Here is a 17,516-nt window from a genome sequence, read left to right as displayed (position 1 = left end):
CTCGCCTAGGCTTGCACCGTTACCGAGGGGTTAATGATGTCTAATAAAACACTTACGCGTATGGATTTGGCCGAAGCGGTTCATGCAGAGGTCGGGCTCTCCCGTAACGACAGCGCCAATCTTGTCGAAGCCGTGCTTGGCCACGTTTCCGATGCGCTCGTCAAAGGTGAAACCGTCAAGATCAGCTCGTTCGGCACTTTCTCGGTTCGGGACAAAGCAGCCCGCGTCGGTCGCAACCCGAAAACGGGCGAAGAGGTTCCGATCTCGCCGCGCCGCGTTCTGACGTTCCGCCCGTCTCACCTCATGCGCGACCGCGTAGCTGCAGGAAACAAGAGCTAAGGCAAGCCGATGGGCAAATCTCCCGATGCGTTCCGGACCATCAGTGAAGTCTCGGAGTGGTTAGACACGCCAGCACATGTGCTGCGGTTCTGGGAAAGCAAGTTCACCCAAATCAAACCCGTCAAACGTGCCGGCGGCCGTCGGTATTATCGTCCCGAAGACATGGAACTTTTGGGCGGTATCAAGGCTTTGCTGCATGATCAAGGAATGACGATCAAGGGCGTCCAGCGCCTCTTGCGGCAAGAAGGCGTCAAGCATGTTGCGAGCCTTGGGATGTCCTTGGCCGAAAGTGACGCAATCGAAATCGAAGCGGTGGAAACGGCACCGCAGTCCGATCTAGCAACCCCGCCCTTGCCCGATACGCCGCAGGAGCCGCCCGTGATGGACAGCCCCGCGTCGCAAGAAGCGACCCCGCCGAAGCCCCAACGCAAAATCGAGCGTGCGGTCGACGCGCGCCAGATCGACATGTTCGCAGAAGCCTCGAACGTCGTGCCTTTGACGCCCAAAACGGCTGACCCCGTCAAACCCGATCCTGCTGCGATCCCGAGCGATCCCGAAGACGACGATATCAACGCACCTGCGCGGTTTTTCCGTGTCTATCGCGGTGCCACCAGAGAAGGACTCAGGGCCAAGGCCAAAGACATCGCGCCGCACCTTGATCGACTTCAAACCGTTCTCGACCGCATCCAAAAAGACATCTGAACATGCCTGACATATCTGCGGTCGTTTTCGACCTTGACGGGACGTTGATCGACAGCGCCCCCGATATCCGTCTTTGCCTTAACGCCGTGCTCGCCGATCTGGGTGCCCCCGCGCTGACGCTGCCGCAGGTGCACAGCTTTATCGGCAATGGCGCGCCGCATCTTGTCAAACTTGCGCTTGCCGCCTCGGATCTTGATCCCGCGTTGCATGCCAGCGCTCTGGCGGCTTTCCTTGCGCTTTATGATGATGCGCATGTGGAAACCGTGCTTTACCCGCATGTCATCGAAACACTTGAAACCCTTGAGGCCATGGGCCATCGGCTTGGTCTTTGCACCAACAAACCGGAAGGCCCGACCCGTTTCGTGCTGGAGCGTTTCGGCCTTGCCCGCTTTTTCGACGCGGTGGTTGCGGGCGATACATTGGCGCAGCGCAAACCCGATCCTGCGCCGCTCTTGCATACGCTCGACATGCTGGGCGCGACCCGTGCCGTCTATGTGGGTGACAGCGATGTGGATGCCGAAACCGCGACGCGTTCGGCGATTCCCTTTGTGCTTTTCACCGAAGGTTATCGCAAATCCCCAGTCGAAGCGCTCGACTTTGCGGGCAAGTTCAATGACTTCCGTCTGTTGCCGCAGATCGTTTCGGATCTGATCGGCTAAAGCCGCCGCTTTTCTCGCATTCTATTTCAAATTTCGCCGATTCACGTCTTGCTCTTACCGGCAAATCGGTTAAGAACGCCCTCAGTCGGGCTATAGCGCAGCCTGGTAGCGCGTCCGTCTGGGGGACGGAAGGTCGCAGGTTCAAGTCCTGCTAGCCCGACCAACAAAACCGCCCGCCCGTCCATCGGGCGGGCGTTTTGCTATAGCGCGAGGGGGACAGCATGACCGGAGTTCTTTCATCTCAGGAAATTCGCGGGCTCATTGCCAGCGCCGCCCTTACCGCGACCCCAGAGATCATCGACGCCCAGATCCAGCCCGCGTCGCTCGATCTGCGCCTTGGCACCGTTGCCTATCGCGTCCGCGCCTCTTTCCTCGCTGGCGAAGGCCGCACCGTCGCCGAGCGCATTGCCGAATTCGAAATGCACCGTGTCGATCTGACCAAGGGCGCCGTTCTTGAAAAAGGCTGCGTCTACGTGGTTCCGCTGATGGAGAGCCTCGCCCTACCCCATGGCATCCAAGCGGTCGCCAATGCCAAGAGCTCCACCGGGCGGCTTGACCTTCTGACCCGCACGATCACCGACGGTGGTGTTGAATTCGACAGGATCGCCCCCGGCTACAACGGGCCGCTCTATGCCGAGATATGTCCGCGCTCTTTCTCGGTGCTGGTGCGCCCGGGAATGCGGCTCAACCAGATCCGCTTCCGTCTTGGCGGTGCCGCGCTCTCGGACGAGGAACTTCGCACGCTTCACGCTGAAACACCGCTTGTGAACGGCACAGCCGTCATCGACGACGGTCTTGGGTTTTCGGTCGATCTTGCTCCGAGCCAAGGAACCCTTGTCGGCTATCGCGCCAAACCGCACACGGGCGTCATCGACCTTGACCTGATCGGCCATTACGACCCCGCCGACTTCTGGGAAGAGGTCCACAGCAGCGACGGTCGCATCATTCTCGATCCCGGTGCGTTCTATATCCTCGTCAGCCGCGAAGCCGTGACGATCCCGCCCGCCTATGCCGCCGAAATGGCGCCCTATCTCGCGATGGTGGGGGAATTCCGCGTGCATTACGCAGGCTTCTTCGACCCCGGTTTCGGCCACGCCGATGCAGGCGGCCAAGGCTCGCGCGGTGTTCTCGAAGTGCGCTGCCACGAAGCGCCCTTCGTGCTCGAACATGGTCAAGTCGTCGGCCGTCTTGTCTATGAAAAGATGAGCCATATCCCCGAGACGCTCTATGGCCGCGAGATCAAGTCGAACTATCAGGGTCAGGGTCTCAAGCTCTCGAAGCACTTCAAGAGCTGATCCGTTCAGCGCATTCGCGTAAACATGCGGATCAAGCGGATCGCCTGATTTGCCCGTTTCATATTGGCCTGCGCCGAGGCGCGACGCTGCCGTTCCTGCCCTGTTTCGGCGGGACCCGTCGCGCTCAGTATCTTTTGCACGCCCTTGTTCATCCCCTGCCGCAACAGGCGGCGGAAAATCATGTTGGCTAGTCCGTTCGGGTTCATTTTACTGCTCCGTTCAGTCCTCGAACAATTCGGCCTGATCATCGATGACGTCTTCCTGGTCATCTTCATCATCAGGCGCATCAAAACCGGGTCTGGGCCGGTTATCCAGTAGCCCCGCAGAGCGAAGTTCTTTCAGCCCCGGCAGATCGCGCGCGCTTTCAAGACCGAAGTGGTCGAGGAACTCTTGCGTCACGACAAAGGTCACGGGGCGGCCCGGTGTCATCTTGCGGCGGCCAAAGCGGATCCATTCCATCTCGATCAGCTGGTCAATCGTGCCGCGCGACACCGACACCCCACGGATTTCCTCGATTTCGGCGCGGGTGACGGGCTGATGATAGGCCACGATGGCCAGCGTCTCGATGGCCGCGCGGCTGAGCTTTTTGACCTCGACCGTTTCCTTTTGCATCAGGAACCCGAGATCGGGCGCGGTGCGAATGGCCCAAGCCTCGCCCACACGCACCACCCGAACGCCACGCCCTTCATAGCGGCGCTGCACATGGGCCACGGCCTCGCTCGGGTTGCAGCCGTGCGGCATACGGGTTTCCAACTCGCGCAGGGTCACGGGTTCGGCGGAAGCAAAGAGGATCGCTTCGACCATCCGCTCCTGCTCGCCCATGGGAGGGGCGTCAAAGAGGCTTTCTTCTTTTGGGGTCTCAGCCATCAATCCCTCTTTCTCGGTCGTATCTGGATGGGCGCGAACAATTCGGACTGGCGGATGTCGGCCAGACCTTCCTTGACCAGTTCGAGCGAAGCGGCAAAGGTTGCCGCAGTCGACGAACGGCGGCGGACTTTGTCCCTGTGCCAGCCTTCGGGCAAAAAGGCCGCGATCTCGACCCAATCGCCCGTAAAGCCGATCATGCCGCGCATACGCTCGAGCGCTTGCTCCATCGTGAACACCGCTTCGCGGTCAAGCACAAAGGGGCGGAACTCATCCTTGGTGCGGATACGCGCATAGCCCTGCATGAGATCAAGGAGTGTTGCGGTATAGCGCGTCTTGCGCACGCGCTCGACATTCTCGCCCAAGCCGCGCACAAAGAAATCGCGTCCCTTCTGGTCCCGCGCCATCAGCTTGGCCGCTTGTTCGCGCATGGCCTGAAGCCGTTCAAGCTGGAAGGCAAGGTGTGCGGCAAGCTCTTCGCCCGATGGCCCCTCTTCTTCGGGGTCGGGCGGCAAGAGGAGACGCGATTTCAGGAAGGCAAGCCAAGCCGCCATCACAAGATAATCGGCGGCAAGTTCGAGCCGTAGCTCTTTGGCCTTTTCCACAAAGGACAGATATTGCTCGGCAAGGGCAAGGATCGAGATTTGGCGCAGGTCCACCTTTTGGGTGCGGCTCAGCGTCAGGAGAAGGTCGAGAGGGCCTTCGAATGCACCCACGTCCACAATAAGCGCCTCGGCGGCAAGCCGTTCGCTGACGCTCATCTTGTCTTCGTGGAACAGGTCCTCTTCCATACCCCTCACCGCACCAAAAGCGCTTCAAGTTCCGCTTCAAGCGCCTTTATGTCAACCGTTTCGGGTGGTCTACGCTGCGAGAGCGCGTATTCTGCACGATCCTGCCCCGCAGCGGAGAGGCTGCCGCAGGTCCTAGCGATTGCTTCCATATCTGCGCGTTCGCCGTTGCAGTGGAGCACAAGATCACATCCTGCGCGAAGAGCGGCGACACCCCGTTCCTCGACACTGCCCGAAAGCGCCTCCATCGAAATATCATCGGTCATGATCAACCCGCCAAAACCGATTTCCTCGCGGATCAGGGTCATCATGCGGGGAGAAGTGGTCGCGGGCGCTTCGGGGTCGATGTCCGAAAACACGATATGCGCTGTCATTCCCATGGCCAAGTCGTTCAGCGCTATGAACGGCGCAAAGTCGCGTTCGAAAAGTTCGGCACGTGGAATGCTCACGGACGGAAGCGCCTTGTGGCTGTCCACCGACGCCCGCCCATAGCCGGGAATATGTTTCAGGATCGGAAGAACCCCGCCCGCAAGAAAGGCATCGGCGCACTGCCGCGCGGCTGCAACCACAGTCTCGACATCGCCGCCGTAAAGACGGTTGAGAAGAACGGGATGGGTCTCGGATTCGGTGAGATCGGCCAACGGCGCACAGTTCACATCGATCCCAACGCTCGAAAGATCGTTCGCAATCAAACGGTTGCGCACCCACTGCGCCCGCATCGGATCACGCGCAAGCCGCATCTGGTCCAAAGCAGGAAGAAACTCGCGCCAGTGCGGGGCGCGCATCCGCTGGACCCGTCCGCCCTCTTGATCAATGAGAATAGGGGCGTTCCAGCCCACCGCCTCGCGCAGATCGCGGGTCAGGCGGATGAGCTGCTCAGGCTCGACGATATTGCGCGCAAACAGAATGAACCCCCAAGGCTGGGCGTCCCGAAAGAACGCCTTTTCCCATGCGGAGAGTTCAGGTCCTTCGCATCCAAAGATGAACGCGCCCTTTGGCACTTATCGCACCACGACGGGAACGCAGTCGGTGCCCTCGGCCATCAGAGCGGCGCAGAAGCGGCGCGCGTCCGCGATGTCGGTAAAACCCTTGGCCCGCAAACGGAAGAAGGTCTTGCCGCCGCGTTCTGCTTCTTGGATCACGCGGTCCTTGCCCGCCATAAAATCCGAGAAACGGCCATTGAAGCGCACCCACTCCTGAGCGGCGATCTCGGGGCTTTCATAGGCACCGAGCTGCACAAGGTTTGTCCCGACGGGCAAAGCCTCGGTCGTGACGCTTGCATCGGTGGGCACGGAGACCGAGGCCTGAACCACAGGCGCAGCAGGAGCCGCCGTGCGGGGGCGCAAAATCGGACGCAGCGAAGAGGCGACACCGGGAACGCTGGCGGGAACGATGTCGGCGATGAACTCGGACGAGACGCCGTTGACCGAGGTTTTCGCGGGGATCGCCTCGACCTCGGCTGCGTCGATGGTCACAGCGCCGGCAGCGAGCTGATCGGCAAGGGCGAGAATCTGTTCGGGTGTCAAAGGCGCATCGGATGACGCTTCGACCATCGGCGCGGCTTGGGGTTCCTCGATCGCGGCGGTCATCTGCGACGGCGCAACGGCGCTCGCCGCATCGACCGAAGAGGGCTCAACGCGTTCAGGCATCGGGGCATCATTGGCAACGGCGGCGACAACCTCGCCAGCTTCTGCTGTGGATTGAACCTCGAGATCCTCTTGCGAGAGCGACACAACGGGCGGCGCAAGGACGAGCACTTCGGAATCTTCGGGAGCAGCAGCGCCGCCTTCGGCTGCCACGGCATTGACCGCAAGACCGACGTTGGACGCAATCTCGCCACCGGGGTTTTCGGGCGAAAGCCGCATCGGACCTTCGATGGCACGCACCACGGGAATGCCCGAGACATCCCGCATCACAAGCTTGTAGCCCCATACACCGATGCCGACGATCAGCCCGAGTGAGACTGCCGCTCCTGCAAAGTGAACAAGTTTACCTGCGCTATAAGGGGCACGCGTTCCCGCATACCCTTGAGTGTAGTCTGCCATTTTCGCCTCACTGCCGCCGCGCATTCCTCGCGGCTGGTTTCTTGCGTTGCCTCGATATCCGGCAGCAGCGTGCGCTTTAGCGCATCTCTTTGGCCGGAGTTACGCCCAAGATACCCAGACCGTGCGAAATAACAATGGAAACAGCACGAATGAGTGCAATTTTGACCAAAGTTGTTGCTTGATCGTCCTCTTGGAAGAAGCGGAGCGACGGATCGTCGTTGCCGCGGTTCCAAAGACCGTGGAAATCGGACGCGAGCTCATACAAGTAGAACGCGATACGATGCGGCTCGTGCCCGCGGGCGGCGATTTCCACCAGACGCGGCCATTCGGCAAGCTTCTTGGCGACGTTGATCTCGGCCTCGTGGGTGAGCGACGACAGATCGACGCCCGCCAGAACCGCATCGGACACATCCATGCCCACCTCGGTCGCCTTGCGCATCACGGAATGTACACGCGCACTTGCGTATTGGACATAAAAGACGGGGTTGTCCTTGGATTGCTCCAGCACCTTGTCAAAGTCGAAATCCAGCGGCGCATCGTTCTTGCGGGTGAGCATGTGGAAACGGGTCACATCTGCGCCTGCCTGTTCGACCACATCGCGCAGGGTGACAAAGGTCCCTGCCCGCTTGGACATCTTGAAAGGCTCGCCGTTCTTGAAGAGCTTAACGAGCTGGATCAGCTTGATATCGAGCGGCACGCGGTTGTTCGAGAGCGCCGAAACCGCCGCTTTCATCCGTTTGACATAGCCGCCGTGGTCGGCACCGAAAACGTCGATCAGCTGGTCAAAGCCGCGCTGGCACTTGTCATAGTGATAGGCGATGTCGGGCGCGAAATAGGTCCATGAGCCATCCGATTTCTTGACGGGACGGTCGACGTCGTCGCCATGCTCGCTCGATTTAAAGAGCGTCTGTTCGCGCGGCTCCCAATCTTCTGGCGTTTTGCCCTTGGGCGGCTCGAGCACGCCTTCGTAGATGAGACCATCGCCGCGCAACTGTTCGATCGCGCCTTCGATCTTACCCGTTCCATAGAGCGCCTTTTCCGAAGAAAAGACATCCATTTTGACGCCCAAAAGCGCAAGATCCTCGCGGATCATGTCCATCATGGCAGATGTCGAAAGCTCGCGAACTGTCTCGAGCCATTCGCTTTCGGGCTTATCAAGAAGGCTCTCGCCGAACTTGTCCTTGAGCATCTGGCCCACGGGGATCAGATAATCGCCCGGATAGAGACCTTCGGCAATGGCAGGTTCCAGCCCGTTCGCCTCGCGGTAGCGTTCATAAGCGGAGCGCGCCAGTACGTCGACCTGAGCGCCACCATCGTTGATGTAATATTCCCGCGTGACGTCATAACCCGCGTATTGCAGCAGGCTGGCCAGAGCGTCACCGAACACCGCGCCGCGCGTATGGCCCACATGCATCGGCCCCGTGGGGTTAGCCGATACAAACTCGATGTTAACCTTTGTGCCGCTACCAAGGGTCGAGCGACCAAAGGAGGCATCTGTCAGAGCCTTGGAAACTACCTCGTGCCAGAGTGCGTTCGACAGACGCAGGTTGATGAAACCCGGTCCCGCCACTTCGGCGGTTTCGATCCGTGCATCGCCCACAAGCTTGCCGACAAGCGCCTCTGCGATGTCGCGTGGCTTGAGGCCGGCAGGTTTGGAAAGCACCATCGCTGCGTTGGTCGCCATATCCCCGTGCAGAGCATCGCGGGGCGGTTCGACGGCAACGTTCGCATAATCAAGACCGGCGGGCAGCACGCCATCGGCAACCAAAGCATCAAGGCAGGTTACAACGAAAGAGCGGATATCTGAGAAAAGGTTCATATTTCGACTTTCTGGAGGTTGCCGCGGGTTTAGCACGACCTACGATAAGGTCAACGCTTGTAGTACTTGCGTTTTATTTGATCACGGATGATTACTGTAATTATGAGATTATTCGCTCTTTGCAATCTGGTGCTTATCGGTGTTTTGACCGCTTTTGTCGGCCTCGTCCAAGTGATCGAGCTCAACACGGACGGTTACAGCATCTTCGCGCGGCTCATTTCCCCACAAGACGCGCAAAACGGCGTCAATCTCATCGTGCATTTGCCCGAAGATCTTGCAACCTGCGTCTTTTTGCTGAACGCTGCGTTTGTCTGTTATGTCGCTCGGTCGCTTGGAGCGCCCTTGGCCCATTATTTCGGAGCAACAGGCATCGTGCTTGCCTATCTGAAACTGGGGCTTGAAATCGACCATCACTTGCTCCCCAACAGCCCTTTGTCGGGCATGAGAGGTCATATTCTGACCTCCAATGAGTTCTTTCGCGCAATGGGGTTCTCGCTGACCATTCTGGGATCGGCCGCGATGATCTGTAGTGATCGCGTCTACAAGATCGGGGCCTATGCCATCGCGATCATGACCGCGTTTTCTTTTGCGATTTACAGTTATCTCTATATGACGGTTGATGTTTTCGCTGCCGAGATTTTCCTCGTGGTGCCCTGTATCGGGCTTTTGGCGCTCTACTTCATCCGAACGCTGGACGAAGATCAGAATGATCTGCCGCATATGACCGTCGGCGTCGCGGTTCTCATGGTGTCGAGCTTCGGGATCGAACTCTTCGGTTCGATCCAGAGCGGTAACTTTCAGGCCGAAACGATCTACACAGTCGAGGCACGCAATCTGACCCAGAACAGTTTCTTGATCATGACCTTTTTCGGATCGCTGATCATCTATCTCGGGAAATCCTTCAGCATCCGCGATCAATGGGCGCATGCGACGCTTCTGTCCTTCGGGCTACTGTTGACGTTTTTCCCTGCTTTGTCGCGGGCGCGCTCGGCCGAGGTGGTCCCGACCGTCGAAGATCTCGGAAACTATATTCCGATGCATCCCCTCACCCTCTTGGGCGTCCTGCTGACGGGTGTGTGCATCCTCTATGGCATTTACGCGCTCTTTTTGCCGCAACGCCGCCTCGGGGCGACCTGATCAGTCTTGCTCCTTGGCTGCTTTGTCGGCCTCGGCAACCGCTTGGGCGAGGTCGGGCGGAAGCATCGAAATGATGAATGCGCCCTCGCCTGCTTTGAGCCCTTCGCTGGATGTAACAAGCCGGATCGCGCCCGAGGCTGAAACCACTGCGACCACGAGCGCCCCAGGACGCGCTTCTTGCCAATCGAGAAGGGTGTATTCTTTGGTCAGGCGGGTCACCCGAAAGGCCCATCCTTCCGCGATCTTTCGGGCAAGGCCGTTGAAGGTCTCGCCGCCCGCGAACCCGCGCCCACCGAGCGTCGAGGGGAGCGAGTGGCGCGCACTTTCCCCTTTGCTGCGCGTGACCTGATAGACGTTGTCGCGCCCGAATTCGGGGGCAAGGTCGGTCGCCACAAGGGTATTGTAGGCATCGTTATCGGTCGCCGCGACGATCGTGGCATAGCTCACGAGCTCGATCCGGTCCTCTGCCGCCTCCGACAAAAGATCACCGCTGAACGTCGAGATACCCGCACTGCGGGCCTCGCGCAGATGGCCGTGATTGGGGTCGGTCATAAGCACTGGAACATCGGCTTTCGCGAGCGCCTCTGCGAAACGCACCGACCATGTGGAGCCGCCCACAAGGATGACCCCCGGACGCTCGCCGCCCGTAAGGCCAAGCGCGCGAGCCACAGGACCTAGGGTAAAGCCGTGGAGCACCACCGTCACGGCCACCAGCACAAAAGCAAGCGGGCCGACGAGCGCGCCGCCCTCGATGCCAAGCTCTGTCAACCGCTCGCCGAAGAGACCTGCAACCGCGACAAGAACCACACCGCGCGGCCCTGTGAAGGCCACCAGAAGCTGTTCGCGAAAGGGCACGCCCGACCCGATCAGCGACAAAAACACCGTCGCAGGACGAGCGATCAGGATCACGGCCAGCACAAAGACCGCAGCCCGCCAATCCAGCGCCCCCAAAGCCGCCACATCGAGATTGGCCGCCAGAAGGATGAAAACCCCCGAGACAAGAAGGATCGTCGCGTGTTCCTTGAAGCGCCGCAGCTCTTCGTAGGAGGGAAGCTCGGAGTTCGCGATCACGATCCCCATGATCGTCACCGCCAGAAGCCCGCTTTCATGGAGCATCATATCCGAGACCCCGAAGGTCAAAAGCAGGATCGCGAAGAGGACAGGGACTTTCATGTATTCGGGCACGCGCCCCGCCTTGAACGCGCGGACGAGACCGAAACCACCCGCAAGCCCGAGCAGCGTCGCCATGGCGATTCCGAGACCGAGTTCGAAGACGGCACCCGATGGGCTGACTGCCGTATGCCGCACCACCACATATTCAAAGGCAAAGACCGCCGCCAAAGCCCCGATCGGGTCATTGATGATGGCTTCCCATTGGAGCAGCGCTGCAGGACGTTTGGACAGCCGCGCCTGACGCAAGAGCGGCGCGATGACCGTCGGACCCGTGACGATCATGATGCCACCGAACACCGCTGCGGGCTCCCATCCGAGACCCGCGCCGTAATGCAGGGCAAGCGTCGAAAAGAGCCACCCCAAGGGTGCACCGACAAAAACCAGCCGCCGCACGCCCTTGGCGCGATCCTTGAGCGTATGGAAATTGAGCGTCAGACCGCCTTCGAACAGGATGATGGCCACAGCCACCGAAATCATCGGCGACAGAAGCGGCCCGATATCCCTTGCGGGATCAAGAACGCCCGTGACAGGGCCGATCAGGACCCCCGCAACCAGCATCAGAACGATGGCGGGCATCCTCAAGCGCCAAGCAAGCCACTGTGACCCCACGCCCAAGGCCCCCACCAAGGCAAAGGCCATGACCGTCGGCAGTGCGCCGCTTGCTGCTTCAACCGCCATTTGTAACGCGTGTCCTTTCGATAATATCCGATCCGGTGAGACGCGCATGCTCCTGAATTGCGAAACGATCCGTCATCCCTGCGATATAATCCGAAACGATCCGTGCAAGTTCCACTTCGCTGCGAATTTCGGCAACATCCTTGCGCCATTGTTTGGGAAGGTTCTCGGGGTGCGCCATGAAAAGCGGGAAAAGATCGCGCACCGCGCTGGTCACATGCTTGCGCATCTCCACCACCGAAGGGGCGCGATACATCCGATAAAACAGGAACTTACGGATGACTTTCAAGTCCTCCCAAAGGTCGGGATTGAACTGGATCATCATCCGCCCTGCGTGACGCACATCGGCCACCGAGCGCGGATCGAGATCGGCGAGATTGCGGCGCGAAACCTTGATCACATCCTCGACCAGAATGCCGAAAAAGCGGCGCAGCGCCTCGTGGCGGCGGCGGTAATAGTTGAGATCGGGGTATTTGCGATCCACCTCGGCAAAGCAGTCGTGAAGGATCGGCATCTCGGCGAGTTCATCCGTGCTGAAAAGCTCGGCCCGAAGCCCGTCGTGCAAGTCGTGGTTGTTATAGGCGATATCGTCCGAGAGCGCGGCGACTTGCGCCTCGGCGCTGGCGTGGGTTTCAAGTTCCAGATCGTGGCGCTTGTTGTATTCGGCCAAAGCCCAAGGAATATCGCCCGTCACAGGGCCGTTGTGCTTGGCGATGCCTTCAAGCGTCTCCCACGTGAGGTTCAAGCCGTCCCATTCGGCATAGTGCCGTTCAAGATGGGTGACGATGCGGATGGCCTGCGCGTTGTGGTCAAAGCCGCCATAGGGCCTCATCAACTCTTCGAGAGCGTCCTCGCCCGTATGTCCGAACGGCGGGTGCCCGAGATCATGGGCAAGCGCCACCGCTTCGGTCAACGACTGATCGAGATCGAGCGCCCCCGCGATGGTGCGGGCGACCTGCGCGACCTCGATCGAATGGGTCAGGCGCGTTCGGAAATAATCGCCTTCGTGCTCTACAAAGACTTGGGTCTTGTGCTTGAGACGGCGAAAGGCACTGGCGTGGATGATGCGGTCACGGTCACGCTGGAACGGCGAGCGGAAAAAGCTCTCTTCTTCGGGGAAAAGCCGTCCACGGGCGTCTTCTGCGCGCGTTGCATAGCGGGCTGTCATGCTGTGCCTCAGTCTTGTTGTTTGCCTGTTACCTCTTATATAATCAAAGCACGCTGCAACCGATAGGCCTGAAAATGCTGACGATTCCCCCGACAGTTACCGAACGCGCTTTTACCCGCCTGACCGAAATCGGCGCGGCCTCCGAAGGCAAGGCGCTTCGCATCGCGGTCGAAGGTGGAGGATGCTCGGGGTTCCAATACGAGATCGCGCTTGATGAGCCCAAGGATGACGATCTTGTGCTTGAGGGACATGGCGAAAAGGTCGTGATCGACAGCGTTTCGCTTCCGTTTCTCGCTGGAGCGACCATCGACTTTACCGAAGAGCTGATCGGCGCGCGGTTTGCCATCGACAATCCCAACGCAAGCTCGTCTTGCGGATGCGGAACATCCTTCTCGATGTAAGATTACTTGCGGCCGCCCCGCCAATGGGTCGGCACGATGATCAGCGCCCCGATTGATGAAGCAATCGCGTTCAGACCCGCGCTTCCAAAGCCGACGTTGAACATCACGCGCACGAAATAGAACAGGAACGCGCCCCCCACGCAAATGATGATCGACTGGAGAATCCCGTTGCGGGTAAAGCCGGACTTTTCCGACAGATAGCCGACAATACCTGCAATAACGACGGTTCCGATCAGGGTGGGAAACATGGGGCGGGCTCCGATTGCTCTTGTTGCTTGCATCCTGCCCCTATGTCTTCTCCCTTTGCAAGAGCCGCGCCACGGCGGCGGCTTGTCTTTCGCCGCAGAACCGTTAACGCTTGCGTGAGTGGAGACAGAGGGGGGCTGCGCGCTATGTCCAAGCGCCCGAACGGAAATCTTTGGCAGGCAAGCTGCGCAGAGCGGATCGAGACCGCTCCCTTGATGACGGATCGCCATGTCGATCTTGCCATCGTCGGTGGCGGGTTTACGGGCTGTTCTGCGGCGCTCTTTGCCGCCGAGCGCGGGGCCTCGGTCTGTCTCCTAGAGGGTGCCACGATCGGCTTTGGCGGATCGGGGCGCAACGTGGGGCTTGCCAATGCGGGGCTGTGGCTCCCGCCCGAGGATATCATCGCGGCTTTGGGGCACGAGGCAGGCAACCATCTGCTCGGTGCACTTGCCGCCGCGCCGGATCGGGTCTTCGGCACCATCGAAAAATACGCAATTGCCTGCGAGCCCGTGCGCAAGGGCACGCTTCACCTCGCCCATAGCGCCAAAGGGCTTGCCGATCTCCAGACCCGACATCGCCAAGGGATCGCGCGGGGCTATCCCCTCGCTCTCTTGTCGCAAGAGGAAACCGCTGCCCGCACGGGGGCTTCGGGGTTTCACGGCGCTTTGTTCGATCCGAGGGCAGGCACGATCCAGCCGCTTGCCTATTGCATCGGATTGGCCCGCGCCGCCCAAAGCCTCGGAGCCGAGATTTTCGAACAGACGCCCGTGTTCTCCTATCGCCACGACGGTGCAAATTGGCGGATCGAAACCAAGGAGGCCACGGTCTATGCCAAGGCGCTCCTACTGGCGACGAATGCCTATCACGATTGGATGGGGGACGAGAGCAAACCGCCTCTGGCCCATGTGCATTACTCGCAATATGCCACAGCGCCCCTGAGCGCGGCGCAGCGCGAGACCGTCCTTTCGGGCGGCGAAGGATGCTGGGACACTGCAACCGTGATGAGTTCATTCCGCTTGGATGCCGCAGGGCGGCTGATTTTCGGCGGTATGTGCGACCGCGAAAGCGCTGTCGGCGGTGTGCATGACGTTTGGGCACAAAAGAGCCTTGCGCGGCTCTTCCCCGATCTGGGTCCGGTGTCGTTCGACCATGCGTGGCAGGGCCGGATCACCATGAGCAAGGACTATATCCCGAAAATTCTGGAGCTTGGCCCCAAGGGGCTTTGCTGCATCGGTTACTCGGGACGCGGGATCGGTCCCGGAACCGTCTTTGGGGCCGAATGCGCAAGGGCGCTTCTCGGCAATGACCAATCGGGGCTGCCGCTTGCCTCGATCGCGGGTTACGAGGACCGCTTTGCGAGCGCCAAGAGCCTCTACTATGAAACAGGCGCAACACTCGCCCATGCGATCGCGCCTTCCCCCCTCTCGAGGTGAGCCATGCAGACCGATACCTTTACCCATCAAGCCGAAGAAGACGCGCGCAATGAAAACATCCTGATCTGGGTGAACGGCGCCCTGAAGCCCAAAGCCGAAGCCACGGTTTCGGTCTATGACAGCGGCTTCATGCTCGGGGACGGGGTATGGGAAGGGATGCGGCTCTATCATGGGAAATGGGCCTTTCTGGATGAGCATATGGACCGCTTGTTCGAAGCGGCCAAAGCCATCGATCTCGACATCGGAATGACCCGCGACGCGGTGGTCGCCGCTCTGGAAGAGACACGCGCCGCAAACGGAATGACCCATGATACGCACGCGCGCCTCATGATCACGCGCGGCACCAAAGTAAGACCCTTCCAGCACCCTGCCCTGTCGCGTTCGGGTCCGACGATCGTGGTCATCATGGAGCATTCGCGCCCCGCGATCGGTCGCCCGATCACACTTGCCACCGTGCCGCATTTGCGCGGCTTGCCGATGACCCAAGACCCTAAGCTCAACTCGCACTCCAAGCTGAACTGCATCCTTGCTTGTATCGCCGCAGAAAAGGCGGGCGCGGACGAGGCGCTGATGCTTGATGTGCATGGGTTCGTGAACACCACGAACGCCTGTAACTTCTTTATCGTGCGAAAAGGCGAGGTTTGGACCTCGACGGGGGATTATTGCATGAACGGGATCACGCGGCGCAAGGTGATCGAGCTGTGCCGCGCCAACGGCATTCCCGTCTTTGAAAAGAACTTTTCGCTGGTCGATACCTATGGCGCGGACGAAGCGTTCCTGACAGGCTCGTTTGGGGCACAAACGCCCGTGGCCTCGATCGACGGGCGCAGGATCGGGGACGGGACGCTCGGGCCTGTCACCGCTCGTATCCGCGCACTCTATCACACGTTGGTGGGCGCATGACAAAGCGGATCGCCATGTGGTCGGGGCCAAGGAACCTCTCGACCGCGATGATGTATGCCTTTGCCGCGCGCGGCGACACGAGGGTCTGGGACGAGCCGTTTTATGCGGCATATCTCGACAAAACGGGGCTTGATCACCCGATGCGCGAAGAGGTGATCGCAAACGGCGAGCGTGACGCGGACAAGGTGGCCGAGGCGCTTCTTGCCCCATGTGCGGAGCCGATCTTCTATCAAAAGCACATGTGCCAGCACATGATCGACGGTGTGCCGCGGGGATGGATGAAAGAGGTCACGAACGCCTTTCTTATCCGCCACCCTGCCCGCGTGGTGGCAAGCTTTGCGGCCAAGCATGACGTGCTTTCGCTGACCGATATCGGCTTTGCCCAGCAGACCGAGCTTTTCGAAGAGGTGGCGGATCATCTGGGCCATGCGCCCGTCGTGATCGATTCTGCAGACATCCGCCGCGCGCCCGAAGCGGCTCTGACCAAGCTCTGCGCGGCGCTCGGCATTCCTTTTACCAAGGACATGCTGACATGGGAGGCGGGACCCAAACCCTTTGACGGGGTCTGGGCTTCGCATTGGTATAACGCGGTCCACCGCTCGACCGATCTTCACGCGCCCGAGGGCGAGTATCCGCCCCTCTCGGCAGAGCAATCCCGAACAGTCGAGGCCGCGCTCCCTCATTACGAGCGGCTCGCGGCCTTTCGGATCATCCCGTGATGTGATCGACAAGCGCGAGGTGCTGGGCCAGACCGCCCACCTCGCCAAGCCAATCGGCCACAAGCGCAGGATCATGGGGCGCAGCGCTCACCCCATGCGGGAGCTTGCCATCAAGCGCAGCTTCGACGGCCAGCGACACAGGCACCGACACCAGCCGCGCCATGGCCGTGCCGCGTTCATCGCCCCAAGCATCCATGACATAGGTCTTGTGCCAGAGGGTCTTGCCGTCCTTTTCCGCTTTGAGTGCAACGCACATGATCACGCGGTCGGGCTCGCCCTCGTCATAGGCGTTGTCTTTCCAGAACTGCGCCGACATTTCTCGCATGCGGGCATCACCCTCGGGTCCTTTGAGCGTTTCGATCTCGCGGAACACGGATGCCCATGCCTCGGACCAGCCGTTCAGGCGCAGCGTCCCGCGAACGAAGTCCCGCACTTTCCAAGCAGGATCAAAGCGATAGTCCTTGATAAAGGGAAGCGAGTCACGGTTCGGATAGACCTCGAACGACTCGGGTGTCGGCAAGGGAGCCTCGTAGCTGCTGATCGCATCCCACGGACGGGCCACGTTCAGTTCGGCAAAATCCTTGAGCGATTTCGAGGGCGAGCTGAGCGCCTTGAGCACGCCGTAAGGCGACCAGCTGAATTTGTATTTGAAAGCGTTCGGGATCTTGGGAACGCCGCCACAATAGGAAATGAACGAAAGCGCATTGTCCGCGTCACAGGCCTCGCTTGCGCGATACTCGGCCACTAGCTGATGCGCCATGAGATGGTCGATCCCCGGATCAAGACCGACTTCGTTGACAAAGCAAAGCCCCTTGGCCGCCGCCGCGTCATGCAGGGCGCGCATTTCGGGGGCGATATAGCTCGATGTGACGAAATGCGCATCCGCGGCAAGGCAAAGTTTGGCCAAGGGGACATGCATATCGGCAGGCAGCATGGAGATCACGACATCCCCCGCCGCAACCTCGGCCCCGAGAGCCGCCATATCAAAGGCCGCGATGTTGTCCGTCAGGTCGCCGACCTCTTCCCTGGCCTTTTCGACCGTGCGGTTCCAGACCTTGACGGGATGCCCCCGCGACAAAAGACGGCGGAGGCCGGGCACTGCGGAAAGTCCCGTTCCGCACCAATGGATCGTCATGTTTCTCTCCCTATG

At 60.2% G+C, this 17,516-nt stretch carries 19 protein-coding genes and 1 tRNA gene; 10 read left to right on the top strand and 10 right to left on the bottom strand.

The features are described from left to right. Positions 1-36 precede the first annotated feature (36 nt). The 5 genes from ihfA (at position 37) to QQG91_RS05340 (ending at position 2,995) form a co-directional block, all read left to right on the top strand. Positions 37-339 (top strand): integration host factor subunit alpha, encoded by a 303-nt coding sequence (ihfA, locus tag QQG91_RS05360; RefSeq protein WP_285771939.1) that lies wholly within the window; start codon positions 37-39, stop codon positions 337-339. A gap of 9 nt (positions 340-348) precedes the next feature. After that, positions 349-1,041: a MerR family transcriptional regulator gene (locus tag QQG91_RS05355; RefSeq protein ID WP_285771938.1), complete on the top strand. Its 693-nt coding sequence runs from the start codon at positions 349-351 to the stop codon at positions 1,039-1,041. A 2-nt stretch (positions 1,042-1,043) separates the two neighbouring features. Beyond that, positions 1,044-1,700, top strand: a complete 657-nt coding sequence (gene gph, locus QQG91_RS05350) for a phosphoglycolate phosphatase (RefSeq protein WP_285771937.1) — start codon at positions 1,044-1,046, stop codon at positions 1,698-1,700. An 86-nt stretch (positions 1,701-1,786) separates the two neighbouring features. Continuing rightward, positions 1,787-1,863, top strand: a tRNA-Pro gene (locus QQG91_RS05345). 58 nt (positions 1,864-1,921) lie between these two features. Further along, positions 1,922-2,995: a 2'-deoxycytidine 5'-triphosphate deaminase gene (locus tag QQG91_RS05340; RefSeq protein ID WP_285771936.1), complete on the top strand. Its 1,074-nt coding sequence runs from the start codon at positions 1,922-1,924 to the stop codon at positions 2,993-2,995. A gap of 5 nt (positions 2,996-3,000) precedes the next feature. On the opposite strand, the gene QQG91_RS05335 is transcribed toward QQG91_RS05340, so the two are convergent. From QQG91_RS05335 to argS, 6 genes are all read right to left on the bottom strand, one after another. Further along, positions 3,001-3,201: a hypothetical protein gene (locus QQG91_RS05335; RefSeq protein WP_285771935.1), complete on the bottom strand. Its 201-nt coding sequence runs from the start codon at positions 3,199-3,201 to the stop codon at positions 3,001-3,003. A 13-nt stretch (positions 3,202-3,214) separates the two neighbouring features. Further along, entirely contained in the window at positions 3,215-3,862 is a 648-nt protein-coding gene (scpB, locus tag QQG91_RS05330; RefSeq protein WP_285771934.1) for an SMC-Scp complex subunit ScpB, read from the bottom strand. Further along, positions 3,862-4,650, bottom strand: a complete 789-nt coding sequence (locus QQG91_RS05325) for a segregation and condensation protein A (RefSeq protein ID WP_285771933.1) — start codon at positions 4,648-4,650, stop codon at positions 3,862-3,864. The genes scpB and QQG91_RS05325 overlap by 1 nt, the downstream gene beginning before the upstream one ends. A gap of 5 nt (positions 4,651-4,655) precedes the next feature. Next, positions 4,656-5,648 carry a glycoside hydrolase family 3 N-terminal domain-containing protein gene (locus tag QQG91_RS05320; protein ID WP_285771932.1) on the bottom strand — a complete coding sequence of 331 codons (993 nt, stop codon included), beginning with the start codon at positions 5,646-5,648 and terminating at the stop codon, positions 4,656-4,658. Continuing rightward, complete coding sequence (locus QQG91_RS05315) at positions 5,649-6,692, bottom strand: SPOR domain-containing protein (RefSeq protein WP_285771931.1); 1,044 nt, start codon at positions 6,690-6,692, stop codon at positions 5,649-5,651. It abuts the gene before it with no gap. 76 nt (positions 6,693-6,768) lie between these two features. Further along, on the bottom strand, positions 6,769-8,511 hold the full coding sequence (gene argS / locus QQG91_RS05310) for an arginine--tRNA ligase (RefSeq protein WP_285771930.1): 1,743 nt from the start codon (positions 8,509-8,511) through the stop codon (positions 6,769-6,771). Between the two features lie 102 nt (positions 8,512-8,613). On the opposite strand from argS, the gene QQG91_RS05305 reads away from it, so the two are divergent. Then, positions 8,614-9,648 (top strand): hypothetical protein, encoded by a 1,035-nt coding sequence (locus tag QQG91_RS05305; RefSeq protein ID WP_285771929.1) that lies wholly within the window; start codon positions 8,614-8,616, stop codon positions 9,646-9,648. Here the strand turns inward: QQG91_RS05305 and QQG91_RS05300 are convergent, their stop codons facing one another. Continuing rightward, on the bottom strand, positions 9,649-11,499 hold the full coding sequence (locus QQG91_RS05300; protein WP_285771928.1) for a cation:proton antiporter: 1,851 nt from the start codon (positions 11,497-11,499) through the stop codon (positions 9,649-9,651). It abuts the gene before it with no gap. Continuing rightward, on the bottom strand, positions 11,489-12,676 hold the full coding sequence (locus QQG91_RS05295) for a deoxyguanosinetriphosphate triphosphohydrolase (RefSeq protein ID WP_285772319.1): 1,188 nt from the start codon (positions 12,674-12,676) through the stop codon (positions 11,489-11,491). Before QQG91_RS05295 ends, QQG91_RS05300 begins: the two co-directional genes overlap by 11 nt. A 65-nt stretch (positions 12,677-12,741) precedes the next feature. Between QQG91_RS05295 and QQG91_RS05290 the strand changes: the two genes are divergently transcribed. Next, the gene (locus QQG91_RS05290; RefSeq protein WP_285772318.1) at positions 12,742-13,065 is read left to right on the top strand and encodes a HesB/IscA family protein; all 324 of its coding nucleotides are present in this window, start codon (positions 12,742-12,744) and stop codon (positions 13,063-13,065) included. 2 nt (positions 13,066-13,067) lie between these two features. Here the strand turns inward: QQG91_RS05290 and QQG91_RS05285 are convergent, their stop codons facing one another. Then, entirely contained in the window at positions 13,068-13,313 is a 246-nt protein-coding gene (locus QQG91_RS05285) for a hypothetical protein (RefSeq protein WP_285771927.1), read from the bottom strand. A 144-nt stretch (positions 13,314-13,457) separates the two neighbouring features. Between QQG91_RS05285 and QQG91_RS05280 the strand changes: the two genes are divergently transcribed. From QQG91_RS05280 to QQG91_RS05270, 3 genes are read left to right on the top strand one after another with little or no spacing between them, the layout of a single operon-like run. After that, positions 13,458-14,744 (top strand): NAD(P)/FAD-dependent oxidoreductase, encoded by a 1,287-nt coding sequence (locus QQG91_RS05280; protein ID WP_285771926.1) that lies wholly within the window; start codon positions 13,458-13,460, stop codon positions 14,742-14,744. A gap of 3 nt (positions 14,745-14,747) precedes the next feature. Next, a complete protein-coding gene (locus QQG91_RS05275) occupies positions 14,748-15,647 on the top strand; it encodes a D-amino acid aminotransferase (RefSeq protein ID WP_285771925.1) in 900 nt (299 codons plus the stop codon). After that, a complete protein-coding gene (locus QQG91_RS05270; RefSeq protein ID WP_502881587.1) occupies positions 15,644-16,366 on the top strand; it encodes a sulfotransferase-like domain-containing protein in 723 nt (240 codons plus the stop codon). The genes QQG91_RS05275 and QQG91_RS05270 overlap by 4 nt, the downstream gene beginning before the upstream one ends. On the opposite strand, the gene QQG91_RS05265 is transcribed toward QQG91_RS05270, so the two are convergent. Then, positions 16,356-17,501, bottom strand: a complete 1,146-nt coding sequence (locus QQG91_RS05265; protein WP_285771924.1) for a saccharopine dehydrogenase family protein — start codon at positions 17,499-17,501, stop codon at positions 16,356-16,358. The two genes, QQG91_RS05270 and QQG91_RS05265, sit on opposite strands and share 11 nt — an antisense overlap. Between the last annotated feature and the right edge of the window lie 15 nt (positions 17,502-17,516).

It is taken from the genome of Marivivens sp. LCG002 (genome assembly GCF_030264275.1).
Taxonomy (GTDB): Bacteria; Pseudomonadota; Alphaproteobacteria; order Rhodobacterales; family Rhodobacteraceae; genus Marivivens.
Note: the sequence above shows the minus strand (reverse complement) of the source record. Positions and strands in the feature narration are given on the sequence as shown.